Here is an 18,947-nt window from a genome sequence, read left to right on the forward strand (position 1 = left end):
CGCTGAGTGATGGTTACCGTACGGCGCCTCTCTTCCGGGCTTGGGTCCGGTCGAGGGGACGCCTAGCCTCTTCCACCTTGAGAACAGGTGGGACCGGGGCAGATTCATCCGCCGACTTCAATGACGCCTAGCGAACACATCTCCGCGGACCGCAACCAGGAAAGGGCTTCCCAACCCCGGGCGAGCATCCTGATGGTGGACGACCATCCGTCCAACCTGCTCGCGCTCGAGGCCATTCTCGAGCCGCTCGGGCAGGAGTTGGTGAAGGCCACCAGCGGTGAGGAGGCCCTGAAGTTCCTGCTTCAGCGCGACTTCGCCGTCATCCTGATGGACGTGCAGATGCCGGGGCTGGACGGCTTCCAGACGGCCACGCTCATCAAGCAGCGCGAGCGCACGCGCACCATCCCCATCATCTTCCTCACCGCGCTCAGCCGCGACGCGGCCCACGTTTTCAAGGGCTATGCGCACGGCGCGGTGGACTACCTGCTCAAGCCGTTCGATCCGGAAATCCTCCGCTCCAAGGTCAGCGTCTTCGTGGACCTGTTCCTCAAGGAGCAGCAGATTCAGCGGCAGGCGGCGCTGCTCCGGCAGCGCGAGCGCGAGGCGCTGGAGCGGCAGAGCGAGCTGCGCCACCTGCGGCTCACGGAGTCCTTGCCGGAGGTGATGTGGGCGGCGCGCTCGGACGGCAGCTTCACCTACGCCAACCGCGCCTCACGGGACTACACCGGCATCCAGGTGGACCAGCCGCTGTCACTCAACACCTTCCTGGAGTTCGTCCACCCGGCGGACCGCGAGGCCATGCGCGCCGTGTGGACGCAGGCCATCCGCATGGGACAGCGCGTGGAGCGCGAGTTCCGCCTGCGCCGCTTCGACGGCGTGTACCGCTGGCACCTGGCGCGCGCGGTGCCGGAGCGGGACGAGAATGGCCTGCTGGCCGGCTGGATTGCCGTGGCCACGGACATCGACGACAAGCGCCGGGCGGAGGAGGCGCTGGGGCGCTTCAAGGCGACGCTGGACGCGACGCTGGACTGCGTCCTCATGTTCTCCCCGGACTCGCTGACGCTCACCTACGCCAACGCGGGCGCGGCCAAGCAGCTGGCCAGCAGCACCGAGGAGCTGGTGGGCCTGTCGGTGCTGGAGGTGGAGAGCGCCTTCGACGAGGCCGGCTTCCGCAAGCTGCTGGCGCCGCTGGTGAGTGGCACGTTGCCCAGCCAGACGTACTCCACCAGCCACCGCCGGCGGGATGGCTCGGAGGTGCCGGTGGAGGTGGTGCTCCAGTACGTGGCGGCGGACGGCGGCCCCGGGCGCTTCATCTCCGTGGCGCGCGACATCACCGAGCGGCAGCGGGCGGAGACGGCGCTGCGGCTGGCCAGCGAGGCGAAGGATTCCTTCCTCGCGGCGGCCAGCCACGAGCTGCGCACGCCGCTGGCCGCGGCCAAGGGCCACGCGCACCTGGCGCTGCTGAAGCTGGGCGGTGAGACCGAGGCCGGGCCGGGCAAGTCGCTCAAAATCATCAACCGGCAAATCGACCGGATGGCCAAGCTGGTGGAGGACCTGCTGGACATCAGCCGGCTCCAGGCGGGCCGCCTGTCGTTGGAGCTGGAGCGGTTCGACCTAAGTCACCTGGTGCACGAGACGCGGGACCGCATGGCGGTGCTGTCGCAAGGCCATGAAATCCACGTCGAGGCGTCGGAGCAGCTCGAGGGGACGTGGGACCGGGGCCGGTTGGACCAGGTGCTCACGAACCTGCTGTCCAATGCGCTGCGCTATTCGCCCGAGGGCGGGCCCGTGTGGGTGCGGGTGCAGGGGGAGCGCGACGAGGGCGTCCACCTGTCGGTGACGGACACCGGCGTGGGAATCCCCAAGGAGAAGCAGGCGCTCATCTTCGAGCGCTTTGGCCGCGCGCACGGCAGCAAGTACGGCGGTCTGGGCCTGGGGCTCACCATCAGCCAGGGCATCGTGGAGCAGCACGGCGGCCGTATCTGGGTGGAGTCTCCGGGGGTGGCGGGGGAGGGGTCCACCTTCCACGTCTGGCTGCCGCGCGAGACGGAGGCGCCTACCGGCGGCGTGCATCCGGACGCGGCGACGCGCTCCACCAACTGAGCGCGTCCCTCGCGAAGCATCCCGGCGTCCGTGCAGCGGAAGGGCATCAGGGGCTGTCCCCCTGATGCTCCGGCGCCTTTCGCGCTCAGGGCCCGGCTGGAGCGTTGCGGGCCGCGGTGTGCAGCGGCGTGTTGCCGCCTGAGCAGCGCCGAGACGCTGGCGCTCAGTCCCTTCCAGGCGGCGAGGAACAGCGCCGTGGCGCCGCTGCCGTCCCGTGGGTTGACGTCCTGCTCGGGCCGAAGCTGAAGGATGCTCTGCACCGCGACGCGCGCCCTCGTCGGCGCGGTCCTCGCGGTCGCGAGCGTCCTCGGGAGCACCGTCCCTGGGCTCGGCCAACTGGCCCCGTAGTCGTTTCCTTTCTGGATGATGCACCGGGTCCAGCATGCCCTTACACCCGTGTTGCGTAACGACGCGTACCAACACGAACGAGGAGCTGAGATGCCGAAAACCTTTAGGCAGACGAAGGAGGAACTGGTCGGAAAAGCGACGAAGCAGATGGACACCACCTTCGGCCACGGTGACTGGAGCGTGCGTCAGAAGCTGGCGCTGACCTGCCGGATCTTGTTCGAGGGCGGCCACGACTCGGGGTTGGCCGGGCAAATCACCGCCCGCGCTACGGAGCCCGGCACCTACTACACGCAGCAGTTGGGCCTTGGGTTCGATGAGATCACCGCGTCGAACCTCCTGGTCGTCAACAGCGACCTCGAGGTCCTCGAAGGCAAAGGGATGGCCAACCCGGCGAACCGTTTCCATAGCTGGGTCTACGAGGCGCGGCCCGACGTCAACTGCATCATCCACACGCACCCGACGCACATCGTCGCGCTCTCCATGCTGGAGGTCCCCTTGCAGGTCTCGCACATGGATATGTGCCCCCTCTTCGATGACTGCGCCTTCCTGAAAGATTGGCCGGGGGTACCGGTTGGCAACGAGGAGGGTGAAATCATCTCCAAGGCGCTCGGCTCCAAGCGCGCGCTTCTCCTCTCCCATCACGGTCAACTGGTGGCCGGCGATAGCATCGAGCAGGCGTGCGTGCTGGCCGAGCTCTTCGAGAGGGCGGCGCGCTTGCAGCTCCTCGCCTCTGCGGCTGGCGACATCAAGCCCATACCGGAGACGCTGGGAAAGGAGGCGCACGACTGGATCTTGCGGCCCACGCGCAGCGCAATCACGTTCGCCTACTTCGCGCGCCGAGTGCTGAAGAAGCACGGGGACGCCCTGGCTTGAGCCGCATGCACGCACGCAGCACTGGACCCTTCGTTCTTTCTCTTCTGGAGGTCGTTCAGGGTCCAGCCGCCCGGTACACAAACGAACCGTGCGCAACGACGCGCACAGCAGGCTTGGAGACCCACATGACAGCGAACCGTTACATCGGCATCGAGATGCGCCACGAGGCGGCGGGGGGAGCACGATGAGCGCGCTGCTTCGCGGTATCGTCGCGTACCCAATCACGCCGTTCACGTCGAAGGGACGTGTCGACGAGGTGCTCCTCGGGAAGATCGTTGACGACATGGTGAAGGCGGGTGTCCACGCCATCGCGCCGCTCGGCAGCACCGGCGTGCTGCCGTACCTCTCCGATGACGAACGGGAGCAGGTTGCGGAAATCGTCATCAAGCGGGTCGCCGGGCGCGTACCCACGCTCGTCGGCGTTTCGAGCCTCACCACCGAGCGCACCGTCCACCACGCGAAGCACGCCGAGAAGCTCGGTGCCAGCGCGGTGATGATCATCCCGATGAGCTACTGGAAGCTGAGCGACGCGGAGATCATCACCCACTACGACACGGTGGCGAAGCGCATCGCCATCCCCATCGCGGTCTACAACAACCCCGCAACGGGTGGCCTCGACCTGAGCCCCGACGTCATCTCGCGGCTCCTGAAGATTCAGAACGTCACGATGGTCAAGGAGAGCACCGGCGACGTGAACCGCATGCACCGCCTCGTCCAGCTCTGCGGAGAGGATGTGGCGTTCTACAATGGGAGCAACCCGCTCGCGTTGGCCGCCTTCGTGGCCGGTGCTCGCGGCTGGTGCACCGCAGCGCCCAACATCATCCCGAAGCTCAACATCGAGCTCTACGACGCCATCCAGCGAGGAGACGTCGCGGCAGCGCGTCAGAGCTTCTATCGGCAGCTTCCTTTCCTGCAATTCATCGTCGCTCACGGCCTCCCGCGCGCAATCTCGGCGGCGCTCGAGCTACAGGGGGCGTCTGTCGGGCCGCTCCGCGCGCCCCTGCAGGCGCTCCCTGCAGAGCGTGTCGAGGAGCTCCGTCGAATCCTCGTCGGGCTCGAGGTCATTCCCGGCGAATGAAGATAGAGGGAACCTCCATCCTTGCCGCGGGCGCCTTGCTCGCGGTGGGGATGGCTTCCGGTGTCTGGAAGTGGCGCGCGATGGTGCGCAGCCCCGAACGACGAGCCCCGATGTACGTCGACATCTTGCATCGCGCGTCGCTCCTCTATGCGAGCGCGACGTTGGTGCTCGGTCATCTCGCGGCAGCGAGCGCGTTCTCTGCCACGCTCAACCGAGGAGCGTTCTGGACGGCGTACTTCTATTTCGTGGTGACCCTCGTGGTGTACGCGTTCCACGGTATTCGTCGGACCGAGCGCACGATGTTCACGCAGCGCAACCTCGTGACGGGGCCAGGGGTCGCGCTGCTCGTCGTCGGCGAGCTGGGCTCGACGCTCTTGCTGCTCGTCGGTGCAGCGCTCGGCGAGGGATGCGCGCCATGAGCAGCCGTGCCTCGTGAAGCTCGCCTGCCTGGCGCCTGCCAGCCGCCCTTCCAGCAAGGGGGAGGTAGGGCCGGGCAGGCGCCGAGGTGGGCGGCCTCCGTGGGTGATTACCCTTCGCGCGACGTCAGCTCTTTCGCGTTGGGAGGCGCTCATGAAAGCCGTGGTGCTCAAGTCCTATGGAGACGTGGATGCGCTCGCCGTTCAAGACATGCCCGAGCCGAAGGTGGGGCCAGGCGAGGTGAAGGTCCGCGTCACCGCCGCGGGCATCAACCCCGTGGACTGGAAGATTCGACGTGGGGACTTGAAGGCGATGATGCCCGTGCAGTTCCCCACCATCCTCGGACGGGACGTGGCCGGCGAGGTCATGGAGGTGGGCCCGGGCGTCAGCGACTTCAAGCCGGGTGACCGCGTGATGGGCGTGGTGAACGCCGGCTACGCGGAGAAGGTCGTCGCGCCCGTGGAGTCCTGGGCGAAGGTCCCGGAGTCCATGGACCTGAAGGACGCCGCCGCGCTCCCCCTGGTCACACTCACTGGCGTGCAACTGATGGAAGAGGCGGTGAACCCCAAGAAGGGGGACACGGTGCTCGTCATCGGCGCGCTGGGGGCGGTGGGCCGCGCCGCCGTCTTCGCGGCGAAGGCCCGGGGCGCGAAGGTGCTGGCCGGCGTGCGCGCCAACCAGAAGGCGGAGGCGCAGAAGCTGGGCGTGGATGGCGTCTTCGCGCTCGACGTCGCGGACGAGTTCTCCAAGCTGCCCATGCTGGACGCGGTGGCGGACACCGTGGGCGGCCAGGTGGTGGCCCGCGTGCTGGAGAAGGTGAAGCCCGGAGGCACCCTGGGCAGCGTCCTGGGTGAGCCTCCCGAGGCCAAGGGGCGGCAAATCACCGTGCGCGCCATCCTCTCGCACCCGGACTCGCGCCGCCTGACGCAACTGGGGCAGGCCGTCGCCAGGGGCGACCTGGTCATCCCCGTCAGCAAGCGCTTCCCGCTGGAGCAGGTGAAGGAAGCGCAGAAGCTCGCGGAGCAGGGCGGCGTGGGCAAGGTGCTGCTCGTCAACTGAGCGTCACTTCTCGCGCGTCAGCAACACGACCGCGCCCAGGATGGCGCCCATGGCCAGCCAGGCCGTGGGCGTCATCGTCTCGCCCGCCAGCAGGCCGCCCAGGAGCACCGCCAGCACCGGGTTGACATAGGCGTAGCTGGTGGCCAGCGACGGGCGCGCGTTGCGCAGCAGGTAGCCATAGGCGCTGTAGCCCACCAGCGAGCCGAAGACGACGAGGTAGAAGAACGCGAGCACCGCCTTGGGCGTGGGAATGACCGTGGGGCGTTCCCCAATCAGCAGGCTGAAGCCCAGCATGACGACGCCACCGCACAGCATCTGCGCCGCGGTGGACATCAGTCCCTGTGGCATGGGCAGCCGGCGGCTCCACACCGAGCCCAGCGCCCAGCTCATGGGCGACACCAGCATCGCCAGCGTCGGCAGCAGACCGCCGCCCATGTCACCGCCCAGGTTGAGCAGGACGATGCCACCGAAGCCGACGGCCAGTCCCCAGCGCTCCGCGCGTCCGGGCCACTGGCCGAAGAGCCCCCCGAAGAGCGCCGTCCACAAGGGAAGGCTGCCCACCACCAGCGCGGCCACGCCCGACGGCACCGACTGCTGCGCGAAGACGAGCCCCCCGTTGCCCACACCCAGCAGCAACAGCCCCACCAGCGCGCTGGCGCCCCACTGACGGGCCGTGGGCACGGGCGCCCCGCGCAGCCACAGCACCGCGAAGAGCAGGGCGCCGGCGAGCACGAAGCGCACCCCTGACATCTGGAATGGCGGCATGCCACCTTCCAGCGCCCACCGGATGGCCAGATAGGTGGAGCCCCAAATAATATAAAGGGACAGGATGCTGGCGATGAGCCACCCGCGCTGGGGACCACCGGGAAGGACGTCTCCGGAGGGCAGGTTGACGGGGGCTGGCTGTGAAACGGGGAGCGGCGCGGCACGCGAGGCGAGCACGGCGCGGCTTGTATCGCTGGCGATTTTCGCCGGCCATGTGGGCATTGCCGCACCTCACAGCCGGGGCCTTCTCGGAGCAGTACAGTGGCGGGCACCGCGCTCGTGCGTCGGGGCGGCCGTCCGGCTGGCCGGAATGTGGGCGTCGGGAATGTCGCGCCGGGTCGCCCGTAGGGACAGGGTGGCTCCCGGATTGAATGCCCGGGGCCGCTTCCTTAGACTTTCCCAGGGAGCCAGGGCGGAGGTGCCGCCGCACCGTGGCTCCGGAGTGAGCGCCAGGGATGTCCGAAGAGCTGGGTGAGCGTGAGAAGGAAGTCCTCCGGGCGGTCGTCCAGGAGTACATCTCCACGGGCGGGCCGGTAGGCAGTCAGCAGCTCACCCGCAGGCCGGGGTTCGAGGTGTCCTCCGCCACCATGCGCAACGTGCTGGCGGACCTGGAGGAGCTGGGCTTCCTGGAGAAGCCCCACACCTCCGCCGGGCGTGTTCCCACCGACCAGGGCTACCGCTTCTACGTGGACACGCTGGTGAAGCTGAGGGACCCGACGCCCCGGGACAGGGAGCTCATCCACGCGGGGCTCGCGCACGAGGCCGACCTGGCGGAGATGCTGGGCGAGGCCAGCCGCATCCTCCATTCGCTGACGCGTCACGCGGGCGTGGTGGTGGCGCCGCGGCCGGAGTCGGCGGTGTTCCGGCGCATCGAGTTCGTCCGGCTGCGCGAGGACCGGGTGCTCGCCATCCTGGTGGGGCAGAGCGGCCAGGTGCACAACAAGGCGATTACCGTGGAGTTCCCCATCACCTCCGACGAGCTGCTCAAGGCGAGCAACTACCTGTCGGAGTTGCTGCGGGAGGTGCCGCTGGAGTCGGCGCGCGAGCGCATCCGCGCGGAGATGGACCAGGAGCAGGCGCTCTACAACGCGCTGACGGCCAAGGCGCTGAAGCTGGGCGCGGCGGCCACGGACCTGGCGTCCACGGAGCGGGTGCTCATCCAGGGCACGGGGTCCTTCTTTGAGCAGCCGGAGTTCGCGGACGTGGAGCGCATGCGCGCGCTCTTCAGGGCCCTGGACGAGAAGCACAAGCTGCTGTCGCTGCTGGACCGGGTGCAGGTGGCCAACGAGATGCAGATTTTCATTGGCGCGGAGAGCGACTTCTCCGCGGCCGGCGACGTCACCGTCATCGCCAGCCCCTACGGAAACCAGGAGCAGGTGCTGGGCACGGTGGGCGTCATCGGCCCCACGCGCATGGACTACCGGCGCGTGATTCCCCTGGTGAACTTCACCGCGCAGGTGCTGTCGCGCGTGCTGGAGAAGGTGTAGCGGGCCTCACTCCGCGCGGGTGACGAGCACCTCCTGCTCACCATTCGCGCGTCGGACGTGGAGCCGCACGGGCGTGCCGGGCGCACCCCGGGTGCGGGACTCCGCCTCCGTGCTGTCGCGCACCACCTGGCCATCCACCGCCACCAGCCGGTCCCCCACGTTGACGCCCGCGCGCGCCGCGGGCCCGTCCGGCGTCAGCCACGCGAAGGCGACGTGGCCCCGGTCCTCACTGAAGCCCGCGCCCAGCGTGCCCGGCGTGGCCCGGCGCGGGGACACCGTGACGTCACCCACGTCGGTGGCCTCCGCCTCCGCCACCTTCACGGTGCGCGTCTCCACGCGGCCCTCCGGCGGCAGCAGCCGCACGGTGTGGATGCCCGGGCGCACGTCGCTCAGGCGGAAGCGTCCGTCCTGCCCGGTGAAGGCGTCCGAGCGCCCGCCCACGGCCTTGTCGAGGAACACCGCCACCCCCGGCGCGGGGCCGCCCCCCCGGCTCCACACCGCGCGCCCGGAGATGGACGCCACGCCGCCGGTGAGCGGCACCTCCACGTCCGAGGTGCCCCCGGGCCGCAGCGTCACCTGGGCTTCGCCCGTGCGGCCGTCCTCGGTGCGCACTGTCACCTTCAGCGCCTGGGCGGGCGCGTCTGGAAGCAAGAAGGTGCTGCCAGCGAAGCGCCGCGTGGTGGGCCAGGCGCCGGCCCAGGGCAGGGCCTCACCGTTGGCCTCGAGCAGCTCCAGGGTGAAGCCCTCCGGAGCCGCGCCGCTGCCCGCCACCACGCGCCCGCGCAGGGTGGCCGCGGGCTCCAGCCGCACCGTGAGCGGCGCCTGGTCCTCATGCGCGGCGGGCAGCCGCCCCACGCGCCCCGCGTTGTGGGCCACCAGCTCCAGGGGCTGGGCGCCCTGGGGGCGCGGCGGCATGGCGAACTGGCCCGCCTCGTCCGCGCGCTCCTTGCGCGTCATGGGGAAGTCCCCGCCCTGGATGGCGGCCACGATGGCCAGCGGACTGGGCACCCCGGAGGGCTCCAGCACGACGCCGGACAACACGGAGTCCTCCTTCAACAGCAGGTCCTGCCGCACGGCGCCGCCCGAAGGCACCGTCACGAACGGGTCGCTCTCCATGTGGAAGTAGATGGCGGGCGTCTGGTGGAGCAGCGCGACCAGTTGGTAGACGCCCGCGGGCAATTCCAGCTGGAACTGGCCCTGCGCATCCGTCTCCGTGGAGGCCGTGCCCGAGCCGCCCCGAGGCACGGCGTGGACCAGCGCGGGCTCGGTCAGCGGCCCACCCGACGCGCGCGTCACCTGTCCCCACACGGAGCCGGAGTCCGCCAGGGTGAAGTCCGCGCGGGTGACGACGCCCGCCTTCAGCGTCTCCATGCGGGACGTCCACCGCTGCGAGCCCTCGCGCCGCGCGCGCACGGAGGTGGGCCCCGCCTCCAGCCCCCCCAGCTTCCAGGCGCCCTCGGCGTCGGTGAGCGCCGTGTGCGCCACGCCAGAGAAGGACGCCGGTTCAGCGCGCACCTGCGCGCCTCCCAGCGGCCGTCCCTCCGCGTCCACCACCAGGCCTTCCAGCGCCGCCGTCGCGGGCTCCAGCCGCACGTCCAGGGGCGTGTGGCCGCCCGGGTTCACCACCACGGCTTCGAACACGCGGCCCGTCATTCCCGCCGCGCGCACCGTCACGTCGTACTCGCCGGGGGGGACGTCCATCCGCCACCCACCATCGTCACCGGACGCCGCCCGGCCCAGCTCGCCCTGGCCGCCCGCGGGAGACGCCACCAGGATGGCTCCGCGCACCGGCGCGCCCTCCACCGTGGACACCGTGCCCGTCAGGCCACTGGCCGCGCCCAGCGTCACCACGAGCCCGCGCAGCGTCTCGCCCGGCGCGACGGACAGCGGGCCCGGCACACGGCCCAGCTGGTCCCCACGGCGCGCGGACACGACCCACGTCCCGGCGTTGACCTCCAGCGCGAAGCCGCCGCCTTCCCCGGTGGTGACGCGCACCGGCGCGGTGCCTCCCGCCGCCACCACCTCCGCGTCCGCGACGGGCTGACCCTTCGCGTCGACGACGAAGCCCTCCAGGGTGCTCGCGCCCCAGAGCCCCACGACGACTTCACCGGCCCGCGGCACCTGGAGCAGGCGCAAGGTGCGGCGGCTGAAGCCCGGCGCCTCGGCGGTGAGCTCGTAGCGCCCGGGCGCCAGCTGCGTGAAGGCGAAGCGGCCCTGGGCATCACTCGTCGTCTCCGCCGCTTCTTCCGGCAAGCCGGTGGGGGCCGCCCAGGCCGTGGGCGTCCCGGGGTAGGGCCGCAGCGTCAGTGAGGCGAGCGGCACCGGCTCCTCGCGCCCTTCCGCCACGGTGCGCCCGCTCAGCGTCACGCCGTCGGGCAGGCGCAGCTCGACGGCCGTCTCCGCCTCGCCGAGCGGCCGCGTGGCCTCCAGCCGCACGGGGCCGTGGCCCGGGGCATGCGCGGACAGCAGGTAGTCGCCGGGCGCCGCGGGCAGGCGGAGCACGCCGCCGTCCGCCGTGGTGCCCTCGCCCGCGCGGCGCCACGGCGTGGCCCCGGTGCCGTCCGCGCCCACGCGCAGGTAGGCCCGCACCCGCGCGCCCATCACGGGCCCCTGGGCGTCCACCACGCGCACCACGAAGGCGCCCAGCTCGGCGTCGGGGGCGGTCTCCAGCGGCGGGGTGGGCGGCGTGCTGGCGCGGGACGGGGCGCCGCTGGTGACGGGCGCTGGCGCGGTCAACGCCGCGGCCTCCGGGCGCGCGCCGGCGGGGGCCGCGGGGACGGGCATGCGGAACCACAGCAGCAGCACAGCCGCGATGGCCAGGCACAAGGCAATCAAGAAGGGGGTTCGATGGCGCACGGGCTCGGCCTCCCCCGCGTCCGGCCGTCGCCGTCGCGGCTGCCCACAGTGTAGGCCAGCCTCGCAGTGAACCGAAACTTCAGGAGGGCGCGGGCGCGTAGACGCGCAGGGCCGCGGGGGCCACCTCGAAGCGCATGGGCGTCTTGCCCACGAGCTCGCCGTCCGCGTTCACCTCCTGGACGGGGTCGGCCTCCACGTAGAGCCGCGCGGCGCGCAGGGCGGTGACGGCGGGGTGCTCCACGTGCTCGCCCGAGCGCAGGGACAGGGCCACCCGCATCAACGTGGCGATGTCCTGGAGCTGGCCCAGGCCGGTCCCTTCGTGCCCCGACGCGGCGGAGGGCGCGGCGATGGCGTAGATGTCCAGCCGCCGATCATCCAGCCGGGCGTCGGGCGCCACCATGTTCCCGGCGCCGTGGTAGAGGCCGTTGCCCACCACCAACTGGAGCACGTCCAGCGCCAGCTCCTGGTCATCCGCCTTCAGCCGGATGTGGAAGGGGCGCAGGTCCTTCACCTCCGCCGCGGCCGCCACGGGGTAGGCCAGCTTGCCCGCGCGCTGCTTCAGCCGCTTCGTCAGCCGCTTGGCGATGCCGGTGGCCAGTCCCAGGCTGGCCGCGTTGAGGAAGGGGCGCCCATTGGCCAGGCCCACGTCCACGCGGGCCATGTAGCCCTGGGCGATGACGTCACAGGCGGCCTCGATGTCGGGCGGGATTCCCAGCGAGCGCGCGAAGTCGTTGCCAGTACCCAGCGGGAGGACACCCAGCGTCACGTCGCGGCCCAGCAGCCGGACCACCGCGCGGCTCAGGGTGCCGTCGCCTCCTCCCACGATGAGGCGGCGGGTGCCCCGCGCCACCATCCGCTCCACCACCGCGTTCAACCGATCCGCTCGGGACAGCGCGTGGCATTCGACGATGGAGACGCCCCGCGCCACGAGTGTTTCCCTGGCGGTCTCGAAGGCCTCACGCCCGGAACGCGAGCGCGTATTCACCACCAACACCGCGGGGCCGTCATCCAGGACGGGCCTGCATGGGGGCTTGATGAGGGCGGGTTCCAGGGTGCCTCCTCTTTCGTGTCGCCCGCCAATCTGTGCACGCACGGCCCGTCCGACCAGCGGGACACGAGGTGGTGTCGTGCGCGCATCCTCGCCGCGAGTCGCCCCGTGCTCCGGTGCATTCCCGATGTCGGGTGCCACGTGGGCGTGCATGCGTGCGTCGGCGGGTGAACAAGTCCATCCGGCTGCACGCTTCCGGATGAGTGGATGACTGCCCACCTCTGCGCTGGAGCTGGCCCCATGCAGGTGTCAGTCAGGCCTGGAGAGCAAGTCGCATGGCACGAGGAAGCAAGGCGAAGTACACGGCGAAGCAGAAGCGGATGGCCGAGCACATCGAAGAGGGCTACGAGAAGCGCGGCGTCTCCGACGAGACGGCCGAGTCCCGGGCCTGGGCTACCGTGAACAAGCTCACGGGCGGCGGGATGAAGAAGGGCGGCCCGGGCAGCAAGGCCAAGGTCGCGCGCAGCCGTCCCCTGGCGCGGAAGAACGCGCGCAAGGCGGGCCGCAAGGGAGGCAAGGCCACCGCCGCGAAGCGCGCCGGCACCCGTCGCCGCGCCACCACCAGCCGCACGCGCAAGCCCGCTGCTCGAGCCACGCGTTCGGGTTCCAAGTCCACCGCCGCCCGGAGCACCGCGGCCCGTCGCGCCACAGCCCGTCGCACCACCACCGCGAAGCGGCCTGCTTCCAAGTCCCGGAGCGGCACGCGTCGCGGAACCAGCAGCCGCGGCTCGCGCAGCCGCACCCGCACCTAGCACGCCGCCGCTTCCCCATCCCTCTCGCGGGGGTGGGGAAGGGCGGGGGCGCGGCTTCAGCGCCGCTCGTCGTCCTTGGCCACTGGGCTGGTGCCGGACTCGTTCCAGGGCCATTCGCGCCGGGACGCCTCGTAGCGCGCGAGCAGCGCCGCCGGGTCCTTCACCAGCGTGCGGCAGCCCGCGGCGCGCAGGTCATCCGGAGGAAAGCCGCCCGCGAGCACGCCCACGGAGGCCAGGCTCGACTTGTTGGCGGCGAGCGCGTCATAGGGCGTGTCGCCCACGACGACCGTCACGTCCGCAGGAGGCTTGCCCAGCCGCGCCAGGGCGGCCTCGAAGATGTCCGGGTGGGGCTTGCTCTTGTCCACCTCGTCCGCGCTCGTCTTCGTCTCGAACAGGCCTTCGATGCCGCACAGCTTCACGTAGTGCTTCAGCTCCTGCTCTTTCGCGCTGGAGGCCAGCACGATGCGGATGCCGCCCGCGCGCAGCCGCTGGAAGAGCTCCCGTACCCGGGGGAAGGGACGCACCTTCGGCAGGAACTCGTCCAGGAACAGCTTGCCGCGGTATTCGTCCAGCTCCTTGCCGAAGCGCTCCACTTCCTCGTCATTGAAGAAGACGGGGATGATCTGGTCGGCGCCCTTGCCAATCTGGCTGCGCACGTGCGCGAACGGGATGTCCCGGCCGAAGTGAAGGAAGGCGCGCCGCCATGCCTCGGCGTGCTCGTCCACCGAATCCACCAGGGTTCCATCCACGTCGAAGATGACGTTTTCCACCATGTGCCTTGTCCCTCGGCCTCGAAGGTGGGGATGCCGAGGGTGGCGGTCAACCGTCCGTGGGCTGGGTGGCGGGGGTGGACTCCACCAGTGTCCGCGTCTGTACGTCGTAGCCTTCGGGGGCGGTGAGGGTGAAGCCGTCGTTGGGCAGGGCCGCGTTCAGCTCCACGCGCGTGAGCACCGTTTCGCCTACGCGCTTGCCTCCCTGCCACCGGCCAAGGCGCTTGGGCACGCACAGCGACAAGTCCGCGTCGCAGTGCTCCTCCTCCACGCGCTCCTCGGCCGCGGCGCCGTCCGGTGAGACGGTGCGCCGGCCCAGGAAGTCCAGCTGGGGCCAGCGCAGCACGTAGACCATCTCCAGTCCCGCGGCGTCACCGTCCAGCTTCTGCACCAGCTCCACCGCCTGCGGCGCCAGCGGGTGCGTGGCGCGGCGGACCGTCGCGTGGCTCAGCAAGAGCGGCGTCCGGAAGCCCTCCGGCGTGAAGGGGTGGAACGTCTCCGACAGGAAGCCGGCGAGCTTCGCGGGCGGCAGCTCCGAGGTGAAGGTGCTGAAGCGCTTCTCCCCGTCGAGCTGCTGGAAGAAGTGCGTGCCATCCCACGCGAAGGTGCGCGAGGCGGGCGGGCCCAGCGTGCCACGCAGGCGCTGCGGCGCGCGGAATTCGAAGGTGAACGTCACCGGCTCCAGCCCCGCGTCCTGCACGGTGCCGGCGATGCGGTAGCTCTTCAGCTTCGCTTCGCGGGTGACGAGCCCGGCTTTGACTTCGGGCAGCAGTGTGGCCGCGTCATCGCCGCCCTTCTTGGGGCAGCCGGTGAGGGCCGTCAGGGCACACAACAGGAGGAGGCGTTCACGCATGGGAGGGCACAAAAGCAAGAAGGCCCGCCTGTCGCCAGGGGGCCTTCCGCATGAACCGCGCGGCTTGCGCGGTGTGGACTACTTGACCGCCACGCCCACGGCGCTGGAGCTGGTCACGCCGATGATGGTGCCGGTCAGGGCGTAGATGCCGTGACGGGCGGTGGTGCCCGCGGTCAGCAGCTCCACCTTGGAGGCGCCCATGGCCTTGGCCTCGGCGATGAGCAGCTTGTTGATGACGGTGTCGAGGTCGCTCTGCACGATGTCGACGATGTGGAAGATGGCGGTCAGGCCCAGGGCGTTGGCCTGAACAACGGCCACGGCCTCACCGTTGGAGGCGATCTCCGTGCCGGAGACAACGGCGCTCTCAACGCTGGTGCAGGCAACCATGCTGCTGGCGGCAACGGCGGACAGGACGAGCTTCTTCATGTTCTTTCCCCTCTTGAATTGGATGCTTGTGTGGTGGCCGGACGCCTTGGAGAGCAACCGGCCGTTGTCTTGAGACCTTCAAGCGGGCGGGGTCGTAGCAGATGTCGACTCCATGTCAAGGTCCGTCCGAGACACTTGGTATCGCTCCGGCTGGGCGGCTGCGCGTTGCAATGCACACCTCCTCTTGCTAGCCAACCTCGAGGCTCCCTTCATGGACACCGTCTCCGCTGCCCGCCCCGCGCCGCGTTACTGGGTGCACCTGTTGCTCCTGGTGCTGACGGTAGGGACCACCTTCACCTCGTACCTGCTCTACTTCCATTTCCAGCGGCCCTACTCACTGGGAGAGGTGTCCCCCGAAGCGGCCTTCCGCGCGCTGGCCTTCAGCCTGTCGCTGCTGGCCATCCTGGGGACCCACGAGATGGGGCACTACGTGTTGGCGCGCTGGCACCGGGTTGAAACATCCCTGCCCTATTTCATCCCGCTGCCGGTGCTCGGCGTGGGCACGCTGGGCGCCGTCATCCGCATTCGCGACCGCATCCCGAACCGCAACGCCCTGGTGGACATTGGCGCGGCGGGACCGCTCGCGGGGTTGGCGGTGGCCCTGCCCATCCTCTTCTGGGGGCTGGCTCACTCCACCGTGGTGGATGCGCCGGACATCCCGTCCACCCTCTTTCCAGGGGACGGCTCGCTGTGGGCCATTGGCCGGGACGTCTTCACCTGGGTGATGGACCGCGTCACCAACGCGCCGCCCGCGCCGGAGACGCCTTTCAACGGCGTGCAGACGCTCTTCGGCGACAGCCTGTTGATGCAGGGCCTGACGCGCCTGGCCCTGGGGCCGCTTCCGGAGGGCAAGGACATCCTGGTCCATCCGGTGGTCATCGCTGGCTGGTTCGGGCTGCTCGTCACGCTGCTGAACCTGATGCCCGTGGGGCAGCTCGACGGCGGGCACCTGGCCTATGCGCTGTGGGGCCGGCGCGCGCACTGGGTGGGCCGCGCGGTGGCGTTGGTGCTGTTGGTTCTCACCCTTTTCGTCACCGCGTCCTGGGGCTTGTGGCTGCTGGTGACGAGCAAGCTGGTAGGCTTCGGCCATCCCGAGGTGGTGGAACCCCAGCAACCGCTCAGTCCGCTGAGGAAGTGGATCTGCGCGCTGTGCCTGCTGGCACTCATCGGCTGCGCCATGCCCATTCCCCTGCGCCAGGTGATGACATGAAGTTCCAGTGTGACGCGTGCGAGCGGCTCGTGCCGCTGGAGACCTACCGGATGGAGGCCGGGGGACTCGTGGTGACGTGTGGCCGCTGCGGCGCGGACAGCCGCGTGGGCCCGCCAGCCGCCACCGCGCCGCGAACAGAGGTGCCGGCTGCTCCCTCCGGGGGGGCTGCGCTGGCGCCGTCGCCGGTGGTGCCGCCCTCCGACAGTTGGAGCGCTTCCGCGCCAGTGACGCCGGCCCTGCGGGTGGTGCGTTCGGAGTCGGCGCCGCTGACGGACGACGCCCTCTTCGAGCCGCCCCCTGGCGTCTGTCCCAAGTGCGTGGCGCCTCGGCGCGAGGAGGCCCTGTCCTGCCCGCAGTGCGGGCTCGTCTACGTCAACTACCAGCCCGAGGAGCACCCCCTATCGGACGTGCTGGCGGACGCGTGGCGCAAGCTGGCGGCGCGCTGGGAGGACTGGGACGCCCATGACCGGCTGATGACGCTGGCGGTGGGGCGGGGCGAGCTGGCCATGGCGGGGCGGCTGTACCGGATCCGCCTGGCGCGTGCGCCCGACGATGCCGTCGCCCGGCGGGGCCGTGATGAGGTGGTGCGCAGGGCCACCCTGGTGGTGCCGTCATCGGTGGAGCCCGCCGGAACCCCCAACGTCTTCCGACGCCTGAAGACGGTGGCGGTGGGCGTGGGCTTCATCGTGGTGCTGGTGCTGGCCGTGCTCGTCTTCCAGCACCTGCGCACGCTGAGCGCGGGGTACTGAGCGCCGGGCTGTCCGGGCGCCGTGCCGCCGGGGGCGGTGCGGCTCGCTGGCGGAGGAGCAGGCGGCCACCCGGGCCAGGCGGCGCGGCCGCGGCCGGAAACGCGCTTGAAACGGCGGTCGCTGCTATTTTGTCCGGCCGCTTCCCGTCTCCCCCTCGGTGCCGATGTCGCTCTCCGTCTCCACCCCTCCGTCCGTCGACAGCCTGCTCGGTCCGGGAGGCGCGCTCGAGGTCGCGCTGCCCGCGTACGAGCACCGCCCGGAGCAGCTTCAGATGGCGCGCGCCGTGGAGCGGGCCTTCGCCGAGCACAGCTACCTGCTGGCCGAGGCGGGGACCGGCACGGGCAAGACGCTTGCCTACCTGGTGCCCGCGCTGCTGTCGGGACGCCGGGTGGTCGTGTCCACGGCCACGAAGACCTTGCAGGACCAGATTTTCTTCAAGGACCTGCCGCTGATGCGGGAGAAGATGGGCCTGCGCTTCGAGGCCGCGTACCTCAAGGGCCGCAGCAACTACCTCTGCCTGCACCGCTATGACGCCTTCTCCAAGGAGCCGCAGTTCGGCTCGCGCGAGGAGTCGCGCTACTGGCCCAAGCTGAAGGCGTGGGCGGAGGAGACGGACACCGGCGACCGCAGCGAGCTGGACCTGCCCGAGTCCTTCAGCGCCTGGTCGCGCCTGTCCACGACGTCCGAGACGTGCGTGGGCACCCGGTGCCCGCAGTACGAGACGTGCTTCGTCACGCGCATGCGCAAGCGCGCGGAGCAGGCGGACCTGCTGGTGGTCAACCACCACCTCTTCTTCGCGGACCTGGCGCTGCGCAGCTCCGGCAAGCGCACCGAGGGCGTGCTGCCCTGGTATGAGGCCGTCATCTTCGACGAGGCCCATGCGCTGGAAGACGCGGCCAGCGGCCACTTCGGTTGCAGCGTGTCCAACTACCGGCTGGAGGAGCTGGCGCGGGACGCGGTGGCGTCGCTGAAGGAGGACGACGCCCGCCACGCCATGCTGCGCGCGCTGGCGGCCCGGTTGCGCGCGGGGGCGGATGCGCTCTTCGCGCAGGCGCCCCGGGCGCTGGGGCTGTCCGGCCACGAGGCCTCCGTGGCGCTGCGCGCGGAGGTCATGGCGAAGCTGTCCACGCCGCTGGAGGGCGTGCGGGACGCGCTGGCCGCGTTGTCCGCCTTCACGGTGGGCGAGCGCGAGCCGGAGCTGGCCGCCATCACCCGTCGCTCGGACGAGATGGAGGAGCAGCTCTCCTTCCTGGAGAAGGCCGAGTCCTCGGACCACGTCTACTGGGCGGAGCAGCGAGGCAAGGGCCTCTTCCTGCGCGCCAGCCCCATCGACGTGGCGAAGGAGCTGCGCGAGCGGATGTACGGCGCGCTGGACACGGTGGTGTACACGTCCGCGACGCTGGCGGCCGACAGCCGCTTCGACTTCTTCGCCAACCGCATGGGCCTGTACGGCGAGGACGGCCACCCGGTGACGCGCGTGCGGACGCTGGCGGTGCCCAGCCCCTTCGACTACCCGTCGCAGGCGGCGCTGTACCTGCCCACGCACCTGCCGGACCCGTCCGCGCCGGGCTTCATCGAGGAGGCGGCGGAGGAGATTGAGCGCCTCTGCGAAGTCACGGGTGGGCGCGCCTTCGTGCTCTTCACGTCCCTGCGCAACATGGTGCGGGCCTATGAGCTGGTGGCGCCCCGGTTGCCCTATCAGTCGCTGCTGCAAGGCGAGCGCCCCAAGCAGCAGCTGCTGGAGGCCTTCCGCGAGACGCCGAGCGTCCTCTTCGCGGCGCACAGCTTCTGGGAGGGCGTCGACGTGCCGGGCGACGCGCTGAGCCTGGTCATCATCGACCGGCTGCCCTTCGCGTCGCCAGGAGACCCGCTGGTGGCCGCGCGCATCAATCAGCTCCAGCAGCGAGGCGAGGAGCCCTTCGAGCAGTACCAGCTCCCGCACGCGGCGCTGGCGCTGCGGCAGGGCTTCGGCCGGCTCATCCGCACGCAGTCGGACCGGGGCATCGTGGCGATGCTGGACCGGCGCATCGTGACGAAGGCGTATGGCCGGGTGTTCCTCGACAGCCTGCCGCCCGCGCGCCGCATGGAGGACGTGGTGTCGCTGAGCCGCTGGTTCAACGGCCCGGTGCGGCCGGTGCGAACCATCCGCTGAG

16 protein-coding genes are annotated in these 18,947 nt (G+C 70.6%); 10 read left to right on the plus strand and 6 right to left on the minus strand.

Annotated elements, in window-relative coordinates; all coding sequences use genetic code 11:
• Window positions 1-120: 120 nt before the first annotated feature.
• From BLU09_RS08260 to BLU09_RS08285, 5 genes are all read left to right on the plus strand, one after another.
• Complete coding sequence (locus tag BLU09_RS08260) at window positions 121-2,103, plus strand: hybrid sensor histidine kinase/response regulator (protein ID WP_186817988.1); 1,983 nt, start codon at window positions 121-123, stop codon at window positions 2,101-2,103.
• Between the two features lie 438 nt (window positions 2,104-2,541).
• Complete coding sequence (locus BLU09_RS08270; protein ID WP_090487979.1) at window positions 2,542-3,324, plus strand: aldolase; 783 nt, start codon at window positions 2,542-2,544, stop codon at window positions 3,322-3,324.
• Between the two features lie 184 nt (window positions 3,325-3,508).
• On the plus strand, window positions 3,509-4,402 hold the full coding sequence (locus BLU09_RS08275; RefSeq protein WP_090487981.1) for a dihydrodipicolinate synthase family protein: 894 nt from the start codon (window positions 3,509-3,511) through the stop codon (window positions 4,400-4,402).
• Window positions 4,399-4,821 (plus strand): hypothetical protein, encoded by a 423-nt coding sequence (locus tag BLU09_RS08280; protein ID WP_090487983.1) that lies wholly within the window; start codon window positions 4,399-4,401, stop codon window positions 4,819-4,821. Before BLU09_RS08275 ends, BLU09_RS08280 begins: the two co-directional genes overlap by 4 nt.
• Before the next feature lie 151 nt (window positions 4,822-4,972).
• Window positions 4,973-5,878, plus strand: a complete 906-nt coding sequence (locus tag BLU09_RS08285; RefSeq protein ID WP_090487985.1) for an NADP-dependent oxidoreductase — start codon at window positions 4,973-4,975, stop codon at window positions 5,876-5,878.
• Between the two features lie 3 nt (window positions 5,879-5,881).
• Here the strand turns inward: BLU09_RS08285 and yedA are convergent, their stop codons facing one another.
• Complete coding sequence (gene yedA / locus BLU09_RS08290) at window positions 5,882-6,865, minus strand: drug/metabolite exporter YedA (protein WP_090487987.1); 984 nt, start codon at window positions 6,863-6,865, stop codon at window positions 5,882-5,884.
• A gap of 233 nt (window positions 6,866-7,098) precedes the next feature.
• Here yedA and hrcA point away from each other — a divergent pair, with 233 nt between their 5' ends.
• A complete protein-coding gene (hrcA, locus tag BLU09_RS08295; protein ID WP_090487989.1) occupies window positions 7,099-8,130 on the plus strand; it encodes a heat-inducible transcriptional repressor HrcA in 1,032 nt (343 codons plus the stop codon).
• A gap of 6 nt (window positions 8,131-8,136) precedes the next feature.
• Here the strand turns inward: hrcA and BLU09_RS08300 are convergent, their stop codons facing one another.
• Window positions 8,137-10,986: a carboxypeptidase regulatory-like domain-containing protein gene (locus tag BLU09_RS08300; RefSeq protein ID WP_090487991.1), complete on the minus strand. Its 2,850-nt coding sequence runs from the start codon at window positions 10,984-10,986 to the stop codon at window positions 8,137-8,139.
• A gap of 79 nt (window positions 10,987-11,065) precedes the next feature.
• A complete protein-coding gene (locus BLU09_RS08305; RefSeq protein ID WP_244171532.1) occupies window positions 11,066-12,079 on the minus strand; it encodes a lipid kinase in 1,014 nt (337 codons plus the stop codon).
• A 230-nt stretch (window positions 12,080-12,309) separates the two neighbouring features.
• Here BLU09_RS08305 and BLU09_RS08310 point away from each other — a divergent pair, with 230 nt between their 5' ends.
• Window positions 12,310-12,786 (plus strand): transcriptional regulator, encoded by a 477-nt coding sequence (locus BLU09_RS08310; RefSeq protein WP_090487995.1) that lies wholly within the window; start codon window positions 12,310-12,312, stop codon window positions 12,784-12,786.
• 56 nt (window positions 12,787-12,842) lie between these two features.
• On the opposite strand, the gene BLU09_RS08315 is transcribed toward BLU09_RS08310, so the two are convergent.
• From BLU09_RS08315 to BLU09_RS08325, 3 genes are all read right to left on the minus strand, one after another.
• Window positions 12,843-13,559: an HAD family hydrolase gene (locus BLU09_RS08315; protein WP_090487996.1), complete on the minus strand. Its 717-nt coding sequence runs from the start codon at window positions 13,557-13,559 to the stop codon at window positions 12,843-12,845.
• A 46-nt stretch (window positions 13,560-13,605) separates the two neighbouring features.
• Entirely contained in the window at window positions 13,606-14,409 is an 804-nt protein-coding gene (locus BLU09_RS08320; protein ID WP_090487998.1) for a hypothetical protein, read from the minus strand.
• A 78-nt stretch (window positions 14,410-14,487) separates the two neighbouring features.
• The gene (locus BLU09_RS08325) at window positions 14,488-14,835 is read right to left on the minus strand and encodes a hypothetical protein (protein WP_011556645.1); all 348 of its coding nucleotides are present in this window, start codon (window positions 14,833-14,835) and stop codon (window positions 14,488-14,490) included.
• A 211-nt stretch (window positions 14,836-15,046) separates the two neighbouring features.
• Between BLU09_RS08325 and BLU09_RS08330 the strand changes: the two genes are divergently transcribed.
• The 3 genes from BLU09_RS08330 (at window position 15,047) to yoaA (ending at window position 18,946) form a co-directional block, all read left to right on the plus strand.
• Complete coding sequence (locus tag BLU09_RS08330) at window positions 15,047-16,045, plus strand: site-2 protease family protein (protein ID WP_186817987.1); 999 nt, start codon at window positions 15,047-15,049, stop codon at window positions 16,043-16,045.
• On the plus strand, window positions 16,042-16,794 hold the full coding sequence (locus BLU09_RS08335; protein WP_090488002.1) for a hypothetical protein: 753 nt from the start codon (window positions 16,042-16,044) through the stop codon (window positions 16,792-16,794). Before BLU09_RS08330 ends, BLU09_RS08335 begins: the two co-directional genes overlap by 4 nt.
• Window positions 16,795-16,957: 163 nt before the next feature.
• The gene (gene yoaA, locus BLU09_RS08340) at window positions 16,958-18,946 is read left to right on the plus strand and encodes a DNA repair helicase YoaA (protein WP_090488004.1); all 1,989 of its coding nucleotides are present in this window, start codon (window positions 16,958-16,960) and stop codon (window positions 18,944-18,946) included.
• The last annotated feature ends 1 nt before the right edge of the window (window position 18,947 follow it).

The organism is Myxococcus virescens (assembly GCF_900101905.1).
Lineage (GTDB): Bacteria > Myxococcota > Myxococcia > Myxococcales > Myxococcaceae > Myxococcus > Myxococcus virescens.